The sequence below is a fragment of the Pseudomonas kilonensis genome (assembly GCF_001269885.1).
Classification (GTDB): domain Bacteria; phylum Pseudomonadota; class Gammaproteobacteria; order Pseudomonadales; family Pseudomonadaceae; genus Aquipseudomonas; species Aquipseudomonas kilonensis.
Genome location: NZ_LHVH01000029.1, coordinates 13334 through 29883, shown reverse-complemented (window position 1 = coordinate 29883; position 16550 = coordinate 13334). Strand labels below are relative to the sequence as shown.

The following is a 16550-nucleotide window of genomic DNA, read 5'->3' as shown; positions in this document are numbered from 1 at the left end:
GCTATCGCGAGCAAGCTCAGCTCCCACAGGGGATTTGTGGTGAAGGCGGGATCTGTGAACACTCCGAGATTCAGTGTGGGAGCAAGGCTTGCCCGCGATGACGGCGGCACATTCAACATCGCTGCAAGCTGACCCACCGCTATCGCGAGCAAGCTCAGCTCCCACAGGGGATTTGTGGTGAAGGCGGGATCTGTGAACACCCGAGATTCAGTGTGGGAGCAAGGCTTGCTCGCGATAGCGGCGGCACATTCAACATCGCTGCAAGCTGACCCACCGCTATCGCGAGCAAGCTCAGCTCCCACAGGGGATTTGTGGTGAAGGCGGGATCTGTGAACACCCGAGATTCAGTGTGGGAGCAAGGCTTGCCCGCGATGGCGGCGGCACATTCAACATCGCTGCAAGCTGACCCACCGCTATCGCGAGCAAGCTCAGCTCCCACAGGGGATTTTTGGTGAAGGCGGGATCTGTGAACACCCCGAGATTTAGTGTGGGAGCAAGGCTTGCCCGCGATGGCGGCGGCACATTCAACATCGCTGCAAGCTGACCCACCGCTATCGCGAGCAAGCTCAGCTCCCACAGGGGATTTGTGGTGAAGGTAGGATCTGTGAACCCCCGAGATTCAGTGTGGGAGCAAGGCTTGCCCGCGATGACGGCGGCACATTCAACATCGCTGCAAGCTGACCCACCGCTATCGCGAGCAAGCTCAGCTCCCACAGGGGATTTGTGGTGAAGGCGGGATCTGTGAACACCCGAGATTCAGTGTGGGAGCAAGGCTTGCCCGCGATGGCGGCGGCACATTCAACATCGCTGCAAGCTGACCCATCGCCATCGCGAGCAAGCTCAGCTCCCACAGGGGATTTGTGGTGAAGGCGGGATCTGTGAACACCCCGAGATTCAGTGTGGGAGCAAGGCTTGCTCGCGATAGCGGCGGCACATTCAACATCGCTGCAAGCTGACCCAGCGCTATCGCGAGCAAGCTCAGCTCCCACAGGGGATTTTTGGTGAAGGCGGGATCTGTGAACACTCCGAGATTCAGTGTGGGAGCAAGGCTTGCCCGCGATGACGGCGGCACATTCAACATCGCTGCAAGCTGACCCACCGCTATCGCGAGCAAGCTCAGCTCCCACAGGGGATTTGTGGTGAAGGCGGGATCTGTGAACACCCGAGATTCAGTGTGGGAGCAAGGCTTGCTCGCGATAGCGGCGGCACATTCAACATCGCTGCAAGCTGACCCACCGCTATCGCGAGCAAGCTCAGCTCCCACAGGGGATTTGTGGTGAAGGCGGGATCTGTGAACACCCGAGATTCAGTGTGGGAGCAAGCTCAGCTCCCACAGGGGATTTTTGGTGAAGGCGGGATCTGTGAACACTCCGAGATTCAGTGTGGGAGCAAGGCTTGCCCGCGATGGCGGCGGCACATTCAACATCGCTGCAAGCTGACCCACCGCTATCGCGAGCAAGCTCGCTCCCACAGGTTTTGTATCCTGGCATCAGGTTTGGCGTTGGAAGGCGTAGTCGCGTTCGACCTTGCACACCCTCGTATGGCAATGGGTATACCAGGTGGAGCGGCCGCGCTCGCGGATCGCGCTGTGTTCAGGATGCTGCTTCCAGGCCAGGATTGCAGCTTCATCGCTCCAATAGGACACGGTAATCCCCAAACCATCGTCGCCACGGGCTGATTCGACGCCTAAAAATCCGGGCTGCTCCCGGGCAAGGGCCAGCATGCGTTCGGCGGCTTCGGCGTAGCCTTGGTCCCCCTCGGTGCGCAGGGAGGTGAATATCACCGCGTAGTAGTGGGCGCTCATGACGCTTTCCTGGCGCAGGCTTCGACAAACGCACTGACCAGCGGCGGCACGCGCCCTTCCAGTGCGGCACGTTCGGGCTGAAACAGCGTGGCGACAAAGAACGGATGGTCTTGCAGCTCCACCGCTCGCAGGCCGCCGGCCGAGTCCCGGGCCACGGCGTGCAGGCGTTGATTGAGCAAGTCCTCTTCAAAGTCCGGGTTGATCCCGAAGCGGCAATGGTAGCCCTCGAATACCCTCTGGCGACCATAGGCCTTGGCAATCAACGAGCCCGCATCGAGCTGCAGGCTGTCGATGGTTTCGACCAAGGCACAGCTCAGCGGCGTCAGCAGTGCCCGTTCAGCCTCTGGATCGGTTTCGCCATGGGCGGCGTCGGCCCACCCCATCACGTTGCGGGCGTATTCCAGCACGGCATGTTGAAAACCACCGCAGGTGCCCAGGAAAGGGCGACGCTGTTCGCGGGCAAAACGAATCGCTTGCAAGGCGCCGGCTTCGTTTTGGTAGGGGCTGCCCGGTACGCACCAGATACCGTCGAAGTCCTCCAGCACTGCGTTGTCGGCGATGAGCGGCGTTGCCAGCCATTGGACGCGAATGTCATGGCCGACTTGCCCAGCGGCCAGCTCAAGTGCGATGGGGATCGCGCGGTGAGCGGTGATGTGTGGGTCGTGGTCGCCGACCAGGGCGATGTGTAAAGGACGCTGTTTTTCCATGAGAGACTCGCCGCTTGTTGATTCCTGGTCGCCACTATAGATTGGCGTTCACGCAATCAATATTGGCGTTTATCCAAGTGATCAATGCAGCAGCGCACTATCGTCTGGACTATCCCGACCTGTCCCTGATCCTCGCACTGGTCCGTGGCGGCTCACTGGCCCGGGCCGCTCGATTGCTGCAGGTGGACGTGTCCACGGTGTTTCGTTCGGTACGTCGGCTGGAGGCGGCCCTGGGCCAGCCCTTGTTCGAAAAAAGCCGTTCCGGGTACTTGCCCACGAGCCTGGCCCAGGCACTGGCCGAGCAAGCCGAGCGCGCCGAACAGGCCTTGGAGGCGGCGCGGGTAGGCGTGGAGCAGGGCGGTGCGGTCATCAGCGGGACGGTACGCCTGACGTGCAGCGACTCGGTCCTGCAAGCGTTGCTGCTGCCTGCGCTGGCGCGCTTCATGCCCGCTTACCCGGCGTTGACCCTTGAGCTGAGCACCTCGAACGACTTCGCCAACCTGAGCCGCCGCGATGCCGACATTGCGTTACGCCTGACCCGTACGCCGCCGGAACACCTGGTTGGTCGAAACCTGGGCAATGTGGCTTACCGGGTATGTGCCAGTGCCACGTATCTGCGCTCGGTGGATGTGGATGACCTGGCTTCCATGACCTGGATCGCACCGGACGATTTCCTCCCGGATCACCCCACCGTAGCCTGGCGCCGCCAGCGTCTACCCGGCGTGGTGCCCGCCTATCGCTGCAACAGCATGCTCTCGGTCACCGAACTGGTGCGAGCCGGCTTGGGTGTGGCGGCGCTGCCGGACTTTCTGATCGATGAACACCAGGGCCTGATGCCCCTTGGCGAACCGCTGGGGGGGTATGACACAGCCCTGTGGCTCCTGACCCGCCCCGACTGCCGGGCCTTGCGCTCGGTGGTGACCTTGTTCGATGAGCTGGGGCGCAATCTGCGCTGGCGCTGAGTTTTAACGGCGAGGGTGTACATGGCTCAATGGATGGCGCTTCCCCAACGGTTATAGTGCCTTGAGCACCAGCCCTTGGCCGAGAACATCACGATGACGAAGTCTTCCCAACCCACACCTTCCGCGCCCGTTGACCACCTGCGTTTTCACCGCCCTCACGCGCATCTGGCGCCGACCTTTGGCAATGACCGCTTTGCGCTGAGAGCGGAGGCGTTCGCGCGTTTTTTCGGGACGCCGATGTTCCTCGGCGCGCAAACCTTGATCGTGCTGCTATGGATCAGCCTGAACCTGGTGGGGGTCTTTCATTTCGATGCCTACCCGTTCATTTTGCTGAACCTGGCGTTCAGCCTGCAGTCGGCCTATGCCGCGCCGCTGATTTTGCTGGCGCAAACCCGCCAGGCCGCTCGGGACAAAGCCCAGGCGGAAGCCGATGCCCTGCATCGTGAAGCCTTGGCCATCGCCAACAGCGAGCGCCAGGCCCAGGCCGCGCAGAATACGGCGCAGTTGCTCGAATTGTTGGAGCAGAACACCCGCCTGACGGAAATGACCAAGGCATTGACCGAGCGTATCGACAACTTGACCACTGAAATGCACCAGAAGGTCGTGCATAACCCGTCGGTGCAGTAGCCCTTCATTCCGGGATTTCTTGATCAGGTTTGGTAACGGCTCAGGAACATGTCGAGGGCCGATTCGATCACCTGGGCCTGCTCATCCTGGGTCAGGCTGGGTTGCCCCATCGAAACCTGCGGCCAGAAGGCGAACGTCTTGAGCAGCCCATGCATTTGCTGGGCGGCAAATGCCGGCTCCACGGGTTTCAACCGGCCATCGGCCTGGGCTTGGCGAATCCAGGTCGTCAGGCCTTCTTCCCGCTGGCCCATGCGCGACACCATGTCCTGGGCTCGCTCGGGGGAATGAATGGTGGCGGCGATGGCGATGCGCGCCAGGTCGAGGAAGTTCTCGTCCGCCAGCATGTGCAGTTTGGCTTGCAGCAACGTTTGCAGTTGCTCCCGCAGCGGCTTTTGCGAGCTGTAGGGCATGTCCTGCTCTGCGGTAATGCTGTTCCATAACCGATTCAGAATTTCGGCAAACAATTCTTCCTTGCTCGGAAAATGGTTATACACCGTGCGCTTCGATACGCCGGCAGTCGCCGCGATCTTGTCCATGCTGGTGATCTCGAAACCGCTGCTACGGAATTCAGCAATCGCGGCCTGGAGAATGGCTTCGCGTTTTCGCTCGGTAAGGCGCTGCGGTACGGTCATGGGCAATTCGTCGGTTGAGATGAGAGAACTTACACTCGGCAGTTTACTTGCTCCCGGGATTCATGCAATCTAGAAACTACACCGAGTGGTGTAGTTTTGAGTCAAGCGGCTGAGCGTGCATGCAACGGCCATCCAGCGTCCCACAACGGCGAAGCGCAATTGCGCCGACGCCCTTGGAGTTATCGCACCATGACCATTCCCTCTCTTTCGACCGACAATCCGTCCGCCCATGACGCATCCCGGCATGAACAGGGCAAGTATCGCAATCATGCCTTCACCCCTAGGGAAGGTTTTGGCACTACCCTGCGCATCATCTGGAACATGATCTTCCACAAGCCGCGCACCACTCGGCCTTCGGGCGCCATCGAGGTTCAAGCGCTGACGCGCGCCGCGCTGCTGGCGGCGCCGAACAACAGCGTATTCCGTCTCGGCCATTCCACCCTATTGCTCAAGCTGCGGGATAAATTCTGGCTGACAGACCCGGTGTTCGCCGAGCGCGCCTCACCCGTGCAATGGGCCGGCCCGAAGCGTTTTCATCAGCCGCCCATCAGCCTGGAAGAATTGCCGCCGATCGAAGCGGTGATCCTGTCCCATGACCATTACGACCACCTCGATCATCAGGCCATCCTCAAGCTGGCGGCCAAGACCCGCCACTTCCTGGCGCCCCTTGGCGTGGGCGACACCCTGATCAAATGGGGCGTCGACGCCAACAAGGTGCGTCAACTGGATTGGTGGCAAAGTACCGAGGTGGACGGTATCGAGTTCGTTGCCACGCCCTCCCAGCACTTTTCCGGGCGCGGCCTGTTTGACAGCAACAGCACCTTGTGGGCCTCGTGGGTGATGATCGACGGCGCTACGCGAATTTTCTTCAGCGGCGACACTGGCTACTTCGAGGGTTTCAAACGCATCGGCGAGCGATATGGTCCCTTTGACCTGACGCTGATGGAAACCGGCGCCTATGACGTCGATTGGCCCCACGTCCACATGCAGCCAGAGCAGACCCTACAGGCTCATATCGATCTCAAGGGCCGTTGGCTGCTGCCGATCCACAACGGTACGTTCGACCTGGCGATGCATGCCTGGTATGAACCCTTCGACCGCATCCTGGCCCTGGCCTGGGAACGCAATGTTCACATTGCCACGCCGCAAATGGGCGAAGCATTCACCCTGACGCAGCCGCAACGTGGCCGCGCCTGGTGGCTGGACGTGGAGCCCTCGGCGTACCAGGACCAGGCCGGTATCGCCTAGCACTCACAGGATTGGCGTTATTCAATCATGGCGTAATCGGAGCGCCCCATCGGGTCCGGCGTCGCGCCCTTGATGTTCATGCCGCGCCCCGGTGCGAAGCCGGGGAAGAACACCAGGCCCTCGGCCTCCAGGCGAAACGCCAGGGCCAGGCGAGTCACATCGAGCAACTCGCCGCCGGCCTCGAAACGGCGGATGGCCTGGACCGAGACGCCGGATTGACGGGACAGCTCCTCGACACTCCAACCCAGCATGGCTCGAGCCTGTGCACTGTGAGCAGGGGTGAATTGATAGACAGCGATGCGTTCCAGGGTGGTTTTGATTGCGAGAGAGGCCATGGGGGGCTCCAAAGCTGTGGGATTAAAAACACTGTGTTTTTGTACAGTTGTTTTGAATCCCGATCAATCTCATTTTTTTGATCAATGACCGGCGGTCTTCTCCAGCCAGGCGCTCGGGGCGTGACCCAGTACGCGACGAAACATCGTGGAGAATGCCGCGGGGCTGTCGTAGCCCAGGTCCAGGGCGATTCGGGTCACTGAATGGCCGACGGCCAACCGGGACAATGCCGACATCACGCAGGCTTGTTGTCGCCATTGGCTGAAACTTAACCCGGTTTGCTGGCTGAACAGGCGATTGAACGAGCGCAAGCTGATAGGCAACTGCGCCGCCCATTGCACGGGCGAGACGTGGGCGTCCGGGTGTTTCAGAAATGCCTGGCACAGGCCGAGCAGGCGCGGGTCTTGGGGCAGTGGAAGGTGCAGGGGCAGATGGGTGCTGCGCAGCAACTCGTGCAGCAGCAGATCGATCAGCGCACCATCGCGTCCAGCCTCGTCATAGTCCAGCGCAAGCTCCACGGCTTCCATCAGCAACTGGCGCATCAGCGGCGACACGCTGATGACCTGGCAACGGGCGTCCATGGCCGTTACCGCAGCCGGTTCGATATACAAACTTCGCGTGCTGACGCCCAGCATCAGCACCTCATGGGCAACCCCGGGCGGGATCCACACTGCCCGTTGCGGCGGCACCACCCAATTGCCGTCTGCCGTGCTGACCTGCATGACTCCGGTGGCGCCGTAGAGCAACTGCGCCCGCCGGTGGGTATGGCGCGGCAATCGATGACCGTCGGGATAATCCGTGCCGATAGCCACTACTGGCCGTGGCGTGTCGTCCAGCAGGTCAATCGAAACATTGCGCATCGAGCGGTATCCAGTGATTGGCGTAAACACAAACATTATTGGCCTACTTGCTGAGGCAGGCCAAGCCCCATCGCTCTATCGTCGGCCTCTCTCAATTTATGGATGCTGCGCGATGTTCTACCTCTTGCTGGCACTTTTCGGCTGCATGACTGGCGTCACCGCCGTGTTGTTCGGCTTCGGCGGCGGATTTGTCGTGGTGCCCTTGCTATACCGCATGCTCACCGCCAGCCACGGCGCTGACGACCCTATCGGCCGATCGGCGATGCACATCGCCGTGGCCACCTCGACCTGCGTGATGATCGTCAACGCGCTGATCGCCACCGCCAAGCATCACCGCGCCGGTAACCTCATTCGCCACTACGTGTGGCCGTTGGGCGGCTTCATCGGCCTGGGCGCTATCGTTGGAGCCGTTGCCGCGATGTGGGCGAGTAGCGAAGTCATTCGCTATGCCTTCATCGTTTACCTGGGCGTGACCATTCTGGACTGTTTGTTCAGACGCGGTTTTCTGACCCAGTCTGACGCTGTAGTCCCACGGCGGTTGGGTAGGGCAGAGGTCTCGGCAGGCGGAATCAGCATCGGCGCCATCGCCACTTTTCTGGGCGTGGGTGGCAGTGTCATGACGGTCCCATTATTGCGTCGTTGCGGGCTGAACATGTCGCGCGCGACGTCCATGGCTAACCCGCTGAGTTTGCCGGTGGCGGTGGCCGGGACGCTGACTTACATGGCCATGGCCGGGTTTACCGAGTTTGATTTGGGGCCGTGGTTTGTGGGGTATGTGGATTTGCAGGCGTTTGCGGTTTTGACACTGGGCTCGTTAGTGGGGATTCGATTAGCTACGCCATGGATCGGGCGGATACCGGATCGATTTCACGCCGGGGTTTATATCGGATTGTTGATCGTCGTGATGTTGGGCATATCGGTGCGGTAAGTTGCTGCGTGGCATTGCTCAACATTTTGTGGGAGAGGGGGGCATATCGATTCTATGAGGCTGATTCGTCATACTTCGCGCCACTCATTTCGTGAGCTGACGCTCGCTTTTTCCAGGAAGATTCCATGTTCAAAGGACTGTTGCTCCTCGCATCCAGCGCCGTGTGCCTTATCGCGCTCTGTTCGACAGCCAGTGCCGATGGTGGTAGTGGCGTCTTTACCGGCACCTTGGGCAAGATGCCGATTGTGCTGGGACTCAACACTGCTCAAGAGGACGAGGTCATCGGTCGTTATTTCTATGAGAAATACCATCGTGACTTGGGATTGAGCGGCTCGCTGCAAGGAAAGACCCTGACGATGGTCGAGGGCGGTACCCGTTACGACGACGGCCAATCGCTGCCAACCCTGACGCTGCAAAAAACGGCCAACGGCTGGCAGGGTGAATGGAAAAGTCTCAAGGGCAAAGTTCTGCCCGTGCAGTTGACCGAGGCCAGGCTCCCGGCACCTGGGGCTGATCTTTCCCCCGTTATCGCTGAGCTGCAAAAAAGTGATCCTTATGAGTATCTCCGCCTGCAAGGCTTGAAACTCAAGCCGGGCAAGAAAGAATCTTTCATGGGGCATGACTTGCAATGGTGGACGGAGCCAGATTCCGGTATTTCCATGTTCAGCGTCGAGTCCGGCTACTCGAAAGACGAACTACAACGGGTCAATCGGCAATTGTTGGGACGGCTCTGGACCGAAGTCATCAGCTACCACGGCTGTCTGTTGCAGGGCGCGGATAATGCCGAGTTCGACCAAGGTGTCGCGCCCAAATTCCTATCGCCCGATGTGATCAGCCTGAACATTTCCACAAGTTACTACTGCGGCGGCGTGCATCCGGATTTTGGCAATTCGCCGCTCAATCTCGATGCTCACACCGGCCACAGTTTGTCGCTGGAAGATGTGCTCTGGGTTGGCACAGGCAAGCCACCGCTGTACGCCGGCCACAACGACGCGGGTGATGTTCCGTTGACCGATGAAGAGAGCCAGGCGCGATACACTTACCAACGCGAGGTATTCGCGCCATGGCTGATCAAGCAACTCACCACGCTGTACCCCGACGAGATGCTGAAGCCAGCGGATGAAGACAGCTGCGACTACACCGATGAAGGCGTCTGGGGATATTCCAATTGGTACTTCACTGAAAAAGGTTTGTACCTGGGACCGTTCTTCGTCCGCGCGCAACGCGTTTGTGATGACCCCGGCTGGTCGGTGCTGCCGTACGCAGTCGTAAAACAACACCCCGGTGCGGTCAAACTTCAATTGCCCGGGACTGGTGACTAACCCTCAGCCAACCCGGGCGCTTCCCGAATAACGAAGTGATCCAGGTTCTCGATATTGGCACTGAACACCCCGAACGTCTGTTCGGGGTTCTTCTTGCTCGGTACCTGTTTCAACTCCGGCGTCACGCCATAAAAGAAGCAATACAACGGCGCGTCACTGTCGACGGCATGCTTGATCTCTTCCAGGAACGCTTTGCGCTTGCGGTAGTTATCGATCAGCTTCTTGCTCAGGTAAACGTTGACCGAGTAAGGCTTCTTCTTCGCCTCGTCCGGTTGCTTGAACCAGACCTTGGGTTCGAAATCGATGCGAAAGCTTTGCGTGTAATCCTTGATCTCCTTGATCTTGCCCCAGTAAATCAAGCCCTTGTTGTCCTGCAAATACTCGATCTTCTTGAAGAACGATCCATAGGGCGCCGTGTGCTCGCCAATCTTCAACAGCTTGCGCTTGAGCAGGTCCTTGTCCGCGAAGTTCGACACAAAACACTCCACCGGGTGGGCAAAGACACTGGTCTTGTCGGGTGTCGAATCATGGGCGCAATGAACGTCATCACCGTGGGACGATAGGGTAGGCGACGTAGGCCGAGTCGCTGCTTCAACGTCCTTCGACGGATCGGACGGCTTGCGTACGTACTGACGCCGAGTCAGCAACAGCTCCGATGGAAAATGCTCTTCACGGTCGTCATCCGTTTCCGCTTCGCCACTCTCTACACCCAACCCCGGCGTTTTCGGACTGACGTAAGGGCAGCCCTCGATATGCTGGGTCGTTGGCTGATTCTTGAAATGTGGCGTGCGGATGTAATTGACGTTCTTGGCGTTGAACGTCGTCAGCCGATTGTCCTCATCAAACGCCACCCGACAGGCATCGTTGGGGCACTGAAAGCGCTCCTTGGCCGAATCGAAGGCCATGGTCTCGTCGAAATTCAGATCCCGAACGTCATAGATCGAAAGCTTGGCATCAAGGCTGAGGCAGTAGGCGGTATCGAATTTCATCGGGGCTCGGGTCCATGAGAGGAAATGTATTAATACCGAAGGACGCGGCGGGCTGCACCCAAAGTTTCAACACACCACAAACCCCCTGTGGGAGCGAGCTTGCTCGCGATTCCCAAAACCAACCCAACCATCAAGCCTGCCACCCACCTGCGCCCTGACACTAACCTGTGGCGAGGGAGCTTGCTCCCGCTGGGCGTGAAGCGGCCCCTTTTACGGTCCCAGATTTGATCGTTCCCACGCTCTGCGTGGGAATGCATCCCGTGACGCTCTGCGTCACCTTCCAGAAGCGGAACGCGGAGCGTCCCTGGCGACATTCCCACGCAGGAGCGTGGGAACGATCGATATGTATTTTCAGCCTTAAAATGTTCCATGAGAGCTTGCTCCCGCTGGGCTGCGCAGCAGCCCCAATTCAATATTCCCAACAAAAAACCGCCGCCCGAACAACGGACGACGGCCCCTGATTGAATCTCAAAAACCTCGCAAAACCCGAGAAGCTTTCCGCCACCAGGATTCATGCTGGCTAAACGGATCATCCACCAAGACCGCCGGCATATCCCGCAAGCGAATCCATGGCTCATCCTGCCAGTGCAGCATGCAGAGCGACATCTTCGGCCAATCCAGCACGCTCAACGTAGGCCGTTCCACCTTGTGCGAGTAGCGTTCATCCCGCAGGGTTGGCACCACCTGATGCGTGATCCACTCACGCAGCAATCGATACTCAGGGCAGTAGTGATAAACCAGCAATGCATAGACGCCCGACTCGCTCAGCATCAGACGCTCTTCGGTCAGACCGTGGACATGCACGAACATCATCCGGCGCTGGTCAGGGTCAAGCTTGCGGGTCATGCGTTCATCGAGGTGCTTGCTCATAAAACGCCCCAAATCCGAGGCGCTGAACCAAGCTTGGTTTTCAACCAAGAGGGTATGCAGATGGAGGTTGTGACGGGTGAAAACCGCCGGAATGTAAGCATCAGGCATGATGGGGCTCCGAGGTATACGGAGAGCAGAGCAGCGTTCTTGTGGGCATAACCACCTCTACGTTCGAAGGTTAGCGGCGCGAGCCCGACGTAGAGGATGTAAGAGAAATCCCAACTAGCTATTTTCTCCACAGAGTTGCAAATGTCCTTAGACAGTACGCGGTTCTATGTTTGGCGATTAGCTACTACGTTGGGCGTTTCTTAGGCACCTGCGACTAAGATAGGTAACGAGACGATACGGCGTCAATGCGGAAAGATTCTGAGTTTTTCGTAGGGTAAAGGTAGTGTGCCGGTCCCAGAGTTAAACGCAGTTTTGGTCCTGTAGAAATACAAAAACCCCGTTTTCACGGGGTTTTTAGTTACGCGTGGAGCCTAGGATTTTTCTTTCAAATCAATCCCAGCTCAAAGCCCCACCCGTCTGATACTCAATCACGCGCGTCTCAAAGAAGTTCTTCTCTTTCTTCAAGTCCATGATCTCGCTCATCCAAGGGAACGGGTTAGTCGTCCCTGGATATTCTTCCTTAAGACCAATCTGCGACAGGCGACGGTTAGCGATGAACTTGAGGTAGTCCTCCATCATCGCCGCGTTCATGCCCAGTACGCCGCGAGGCATGGTGTCACGGGCGTATTCGATCTCCAGTTGGGTCCCTTGCAGGATCATCTGGGTCGCTTCTTCCTTCATCTCGGCATCCCACAGGTGTGGGTTTTCGATTTTGATCTGGTTGATCACGTCGATGCCGAAGTTCAGGTGCATGGATTCGTCGCGCAGGATGTACTGGAACTGCTCGGCGACGCCGGTCATTTTGTTGCGGCGGCCCATGGAGAGGATCTGGGTGAAGCCGCAGTAGAAGAAGATGCCTTCCAGGACGCAGTAGTAAGCGATCAGGTTGCGCAGCAGCTCTTTGTCGGTGTCCGGGGTGCCGGTTTCGAACTTCGGATCGGAGATCGAACGGGTGTATTTCAGGCCCCAGGCGGCTTTTTTCGCGACCGATGGGATCTCGTGGTACATGTTGAAGATCTCGCCTTCATCCATGGCCAGCGATTCGATGCAGTACTGGTAGGCGTGGGTGTGGATCGCCTCTTCGAACGCCTGGCGCAGGATGTACTGGCGGCATTCCGGGTTGGTGATCAGGCGGTACACGGCCAGGACCAGGTTGTTGGCAACCAGGGAGTCGGCGGTGGAGAAGAAGCCCAGGTTGCGCATCACGATGCGGCGCTCGTCGTCGGTCAGGCCTTCCGGGTCTTTCCAGAGGGCGATGTCGGCGGTCATGTTGACTTCTTGCGGCATCCAGTGGTTTGCGCAGCCGTCCAGGTACTTCTGCCAGGCCCAGTCATATTTGAACGGCACGAGCTGGTTGAGGTCGGCGCGGCAGTTGATCATGCGCTTTTCATCGACGGCGACACGGGCGGCGGCGCCTTCGAGTTCGGCGAGGCCTTCGGCGACGTCGAGTTTGTCGAGGGCGGCCTTGGCGCGAATGATCGCGGCCGAGTCGCTGGCTGTCACGGCCCGCGCTTCGAGGGCGGCGGCACCGCCGGCGCTGTCGAGGCGGTCCATGTTGGCTTCAGAAGCGTGGCCGGCGTTGGCGCCTTTTACAGCGACTTCGCCGCTGTCTTCTTTGTCGAATTCGTCCCAGCTCAGCATGACGTGTCGTCTCCTGCGTGAGGGCCAGATGCCCGATGAAGGCCTACTGGCCGCGGTGGATCTTGGAAAAATCGTTTGTTGCAGCAGCTGACGCAGGCAATAAACAGAAAAATGTACGGGTCATTCCGGAGCGGCTGTGAACGCGAGGAGGCGATTGGCCTCTGCGTGGGCTCCAGGCTGGCGTGATCCCCTGTAAGGGAATATTGCAGGCCCGTTTAAGGCGGCATTATAAGGACTTTTTTGCCTACGTGCTGCGGCGAAATAGCTCACAGAAGGGGTAGCGGGTGGTATATCCGCGTGGGAGCGAGGGTTTACAAGGCTTTGGCCGCTGAAGATTTTTTTTGCATGGATCGTATCGCGGTTTTTTTTGATCAAAAAACGAGCGTTTTTTGCGGGTTTGCACTACATGTTGTGTTTTCGGAGGGGTTTAAGCGGTTCTAGACACAACCAGGCCCGATCGAAACCGGGCCGTGGAAAATGTCAGTAATGATCAACCGATGCGGGCTGAACGGGTGCGATCGTAGCCATCGGCGGCAACGGTAGCAGAGCCGGTGCGGTCGTAGCCGTCTTGCGCGACAGTGGCGGAGCCGGTGTGGTCGTAGCCGTCTTCAGCGACGGCGCTACCGGTGCGATCAAACCCGTCGGCGGCGAAGGTATTGGCGGCCAGTACGGACAGGGTCAGGGCCAGGATCAGATGGGTTTTCATGGTGGTTGCTCCAAATTCCTTTATCAAGTCAGTCAGCCGTTGGAGCAGCCGTTGCCCATGACGCTGTAGCGCAGGATGTGGCGTTGGCCCTTGGAATCGTCGTACTCCATCTTCGCCGGGACCACTTCGCAGACGTTCGGGATGGCGCTCATGGAGATGACTTTGGCGATGTCCAGGTGGGTGGAGTAGGTGTACTCCTCAATGGCCGGTTTTTGCTGTGCAACATCGGTCGGGACCTCGTCTGCCATCGCGGTGGCGCAAAGGCTGCCGAGGACCAGAACCCATAAAGCTTTCATCTGTATTTCACCTTTTTTGAGGTCGAGTGGGGTCACGCAACCTTTTTGGGGTTGCGTGTGGAGCTGATGTTGGAAGTTGGATTAACGGCCTTCGTGGGGGCTGTGTTGCGCTAATCGTGTTTGCCGGTTGGCGAGGTGGATTTTAGAAGGTGAGGGTGGGGGTAAACAGACTCGGTTTTGATAAACACTGTTGGTTGATCTGGTAATAATCGACTGGGAGTCGGTGGCTGTCTGTTACATCTGTGTTGGACTTACCGCCGTCTTCGCGAGCAAGCCCGCTCCCACAGGGGATCTGTGTCGGACACAAAATAGGTGTTCACTGAAATTCAACTGTGGGAGCGGGCTTGCTCGCGAAGGCGGTGTGCCAGTCAATATCAATGCAAGCTGATCCACCGCCATCGCGAGCAAGCTCGGCTCCCACTAGTACCGACATTTTGTAGGGACTTGTTACTACCATCGTCGAATGGTTCTATAGGCCCGCCCCGGGCTACAACGGGATCATACAAAAACAACTATTCACCGAGGTAAGAAAGATGAGTGCGGCTTCTGTGTATCCCGTTCGTCCCGAGGTTGCGGCCAATACGCTGACTGACGAGGCGACCTACAAGGCCATGTACCAGCAGTCGGTCGTCAACCCGGACGGCTTCTGGCGCGAGCAGGCCAAGCGCCTCGATTGGATCAAGCCTTTCACCACGGTGAAGCAGACGTCCTTCGACGATCACCACGTCGACATCAAGTGGTTCGCCGACGGCACCCTGAACGTTTCCTACAACTGCCTCGACCGTCACCTGGCCGAGCGCGGCGATCAGATTGCGATTATCTGGGAGGGCGATGACCCTGCCGAGAGCCGCAACATCACCTATCGCGAGCTGCATGAAGAAGTCTGCAAGTTCGCCAACGCCCTGCGCGGCCAAGACGTGCACCGCGGCGATGTGGTGACCATCTACATGCCGATGATCCCTGAAGCCGTGGTCGCGATGCTGGCCTGTGCCCGGATCGGTGCGATTCACTCGGTGGTGTTCGGCGGTTTCTCGCCTGAAGCGCTGGCCGGTCGGATCATCGACTGCAAATCCAAAGTGGTGATCACCGCCGACGAAGGCGTTCGCGCCGGCAAGAAGATCCCGCTCAAGGCCAACGTCGATGACGCGCTGACCAACCCGGAAACCAGCAGCATCCAGAAAGTCATCGTCTGCAAGCGCACCGGTGGCGGCATCAAGTGGAACCAGCACCGTGACATCTGGTACGAAGACCTGATGAAAGTGGCCGGCACCGTTTGCGCGCCGAAGGAAATGGGTGCCGAGGAAGCGCTGTTCATCCTCTACACCTCCGGCTCCACCGGCAAGCCCAAGGGCGTGCAACACACCACGGCCGGCTACTTGCTGTACGCGGCGCTGACCCATGAGCGGGTGTTCGACTACAAGCCGGGCGAGGTGTACTGGTGCACCGCCGACGTGGGTTGGGTCACTGGCCACAGCTATATCGTCTACGGCCCGCTGGCCAATGGCGCGACCACGCTGCTGTTCGAAGGCGTACCGAACTACCCGGACATCACCCGGGTGGCCAAGGTCATCGATAAGCACAAGGTCAACATCCTCTACACCGCGCCGACCGCGATCCGCGCGATGATGGCCTCGGGCACCGCCGCCGTCGAAGGTGCTGACGGCAGCAGCCTGCGCTTGCTGGGTTCGGTGGGTGAGCCAATCAACCCGGAAGCCTGGGGCTGGTACTACAAGAATGTCGGCAAGGAACGCTGCCCTATCGTCGACACCTGGTGGCAGACCGAAACCGGTGGCGTGCTGATCAGCCCACTGCCAGGCGCCACGGCATTGAAGCCAGGTTCGGCCACGCGTCCGTTCTTCGGTGTGGTGCCGGCGTTGGTGGACAACCTGGGCAACCTGATCGAAGGCGCCGCCGAAGGCAACCTGGTGATCCTCGATTCGTGGCCAGGCCAGGCGCGTACGCTGTACGGCGACCATGACCGTTTTGTCGACACCTACTTCAAGACGTTCAGCGGCATGTACTTCACCGGCGACGGCGCTCGTCGCGACGAGGATGGCTACTACTGGATCACCGGTCGGGTGGATGACGTGCTCAACGTGTCCGGTCACCGCATGGGCACGGCCGAGATCGAGAGCGCCATGGTCGCCCACCCGAAAGTCGCCGAAGCGGCGGTGGTCGGTGTGCCGCACGACATCAAGGGGCAGGGCATCTATGTCTATGTCACCCTCAATGCCGGCGAAGAAACCAGCGAGGCCCTGCGCCTGGAACTGAAGAACTGGGTGCGCAAGGAGATCGGTCCGATTGCTTCGCCGGATGTGATCCAGTGGGCGCCGGGGCTGCCAAAAACCCGCTCTGGCAAGATCATGCGCCGCATCCTGCGCAAGATCGCCACGGCGGAGTACGACGGGTTGGGTGATATCTCCACCCTGGCCGACCCGGGTGTGGTGGCGCACCTGATCGAGACGCACAAGACGATGAACGTTGCCTGACGGTAGCGTGTAACACCAAAAAGCCTCG

At 59.1% G+C, this 16550-nt stretch carries 17 protein-coding genes; 6 read left to right on the top strand and 11 right to left on the bottom strand.

Annotated elements, in window-relative coordinates; genetic code table 11:
* Positions 1–703 precede the first annotated feature (703 nt).
* The 3 genes from AD662_RS29675 to AD662_RS21925 all read right to left on the bottom strand — a co-directional run bounded on the left by AD662_RS29675 (position 704) and on the right by AD662_RS21925 (position 2511).
* Positions 704–1162, bottom strand: a complete 459-nt coding sequence (locus AD662_RS29675) for a hypothetical protein (protein WP_053189728.1) — start codon at positions 1160–1162, stop codon at positions 704–706.
* A 327-nt stretch (positions 1163–1489) separates the two neighbouring features.
* Positions 1490–1804, bottom strand: a complete 315-nt coding sequence (locus AD662_RS21930) for an antibiotic biosynthesis monooxygenase family protein (RefSeq protein ID WP_018612696.1) — start codon at positions 1802–1804, stop codon at positions 1490–1492.
* A complete protein-coding gene (locus tag AD662_RS21925; RefSeq protein WP_053189727.1) occupies positions 1801–2511 on the bottom strand; it encodes a CTP synthase C-terminal region-related (seleno)protein in 711 nt (236 codons plus the stop codon). Before AD662_RS21925 ends, AD662_RS21930 begins: the two co-directional genes overlap by 4 nt.
* Positions 2512–2525: 14 nt before the next feature.
* On the opposite strand from AD662_RS21925, the gene AD662_RS21920 reads away from it, so the two are divergent.
* Positions 2526–3473, top strand: coding sequence for a LysR family transcriptional regulator (locus tag AD662_RS21920; protein WP_053189726.1), 948 nt, complete (start codon positions 2526–2528; stop codon positions 3471–3473).
* A 93-nt stretch (positions 3474–3566) separates the two neighbouring features.
* Positions 3567–4100 (top strand): DUF1003 domain-containing protein, encoded by a 534-nt coding sequence (locus AD662_RS21915; protein ID WP_033062884.1) that lies wholly within the window; start codon positions 3567–3569, stop codon positions 4098–4100.
* Between the two features lie 23 nt (positions 4101–4123).
* Here the strand turns inward: AD662_RS21915 and AD662_RS21910 are convergent, their stop codons facing one another.
* Positions 4124–4732, bottom strand: a complete 609-nt coding sequence (locus tag AD662_RS21910) for a TetR/AcrR family transcriptional regulator (RefSeq protein WP_018612685.1) — start codon at positions 4730–4732, stop codon at positions 4124–4126.
* Positions 4733–4921: 189 nt separating this feature from the next.
* On the opposite strand from AD662_RS21910, the gene AD662_RS21905 reads away from it, so the two are divergent.
* Positions 4922–5980 (top strand): MBL fold metallo-hydrolase, encoded by a 1059-nt coding sequence (locus tag AD662_RS21905; protein WP_018612683.1) that lies wholly within the window; start codon positions 4922–4924, stop codon positions 5978–5980.
* 17 nt (positions 5981–5997) lie between these two features.
* On the opposite strand, the gene AD662_RS21900 is transcribed toward AD662_RS21905, so the two are convergent.
* Together AD662_RS21900 and AD662_RS21895 are read right to left on the bottom strand one after the other, a co-directional pair.
* A complete protein-coding gene (locus AD662_RS21900; RefSeq protein WP_003204826.1) occupies positions 5998–6315 on the bottom strand; it encodes a helix-turn-helix domain-containing protein in 318 nt (105 codons plus the stop codon).
* 81 nt (positions 6316–6396) lie between these two features.
* Entirely contained in the window at positions 6397–7173 is a 777-nt protein-coding gene (locus AD662_RS21895; protein ID WP_053189725.1) for an AraC family transcriptional regulator, read from the bottom strand.
* A gap of 112 nt (positions 7174–7285) precedes the next feature.
* On the opposite strand from AD662_RS21895, the gene AD662_RS21890 reads away from it, so the two are divergent.
* Together AD662_RS21890 and AD662_RS21885 are read left to right on the top strand one after the other, a co-directional pair.
* The gene (locus tag AD662_RS21890) at positions 7286–8101 is read left to right on the top strand and encodes a sulfite exporter TauE/SafE family protein (RefSeq protein WP_053189724.1); all 816 of its coding nucleotides are present in this window, start codon (positions 7286–7288) and stop codon (positions 8099–8101) included.
* 125 nt (positions 8102–8226) lie between these two features.
* Complete coding sequence (locus AD662_RS21885; protein WP_018612674.1) at positions 8227–9423, top strand: RsiV family protein; 1197 nt, start codon at positions 8227–8229, stop codon at positions 9421–9423.
* On the opposite strand, the gene AD662_RS21880 is transcribed toward AD662_RS21885, so the two are convergent.
* From AD662_RS21880 to AD662_RS21860, 5 genes are all read right to left on the bottom strand, one after another.
* Entirely contained in the window at positions 9420–10412 is a 993-nt protein-coding gene (locus AD662_RS21880) for a hypothetical protein (protein WP_018612672.1), read from the bottom strand. The genes AD662_RS21885 and AD662_RS21880 overlap by 4 nt on opposite strands.
* Positions 10413–10880: 468 nt before the next feature.
* On the bottom strand, positions 10881–11390 hold the full coding sequence (locus AD662_RS21875; protein ID WP_024617076.1) for a BRO-N domain-containing protein: 510 nt from the start codon (positions 11388–11390) through the stop codon (positions 10881–10883).
* Between the two features lie 390 nt (positions 11391–11780).
* Complete coding sequence (locus AD662_RS21870; RefSeq protein ID WP_018612669.1) at positions 11781–13031, bottom strand: ribonucleotide-diphosphate reductase subunit beta; 1251 nt, start codon at positions 13029–13031, stop codon at positions 11781–11783.
* 490 nt (positions 13032–13521) lie between these two features.
* Entirely contained in the window at positions 13522–13737 is a 216-nt protein-coding gene (locus AD662_RS21865; protein ID WP_053181200.1) for a hypothetical protein, read from the bottom strand.
* 32 nt (positions 13738–13769) lie between these two features.
* Positions 13770–14033 (bottom strand): DUF2790 domain-containing protein, encoded by a 264-nt coding sequence (locus AD662_RS21860; protein WP_053189723.1) that lies wholly within the window; start codon positions 14031–14033, stop codon positions 13770–13772.
* A 533-nt stretch (positions 14034–14566) separates the two neighbouring features.
* On the opposite strand from AD662_RS21860, the gene acs reads away from it, so the two are divergent.
* Positions 14567–16522 (top strand): acetate--CoA ligase, encoded by a 1956-nt coding sequence (acs, locus tag AD662_RS21855; RefSeq protein WP_018612666.1) that lies wholly within the window; start codon positions 14567–14569, stop codon positions 16520–16522.
* Positions 16523–16550: the final 28 nt, after the last annotated feature.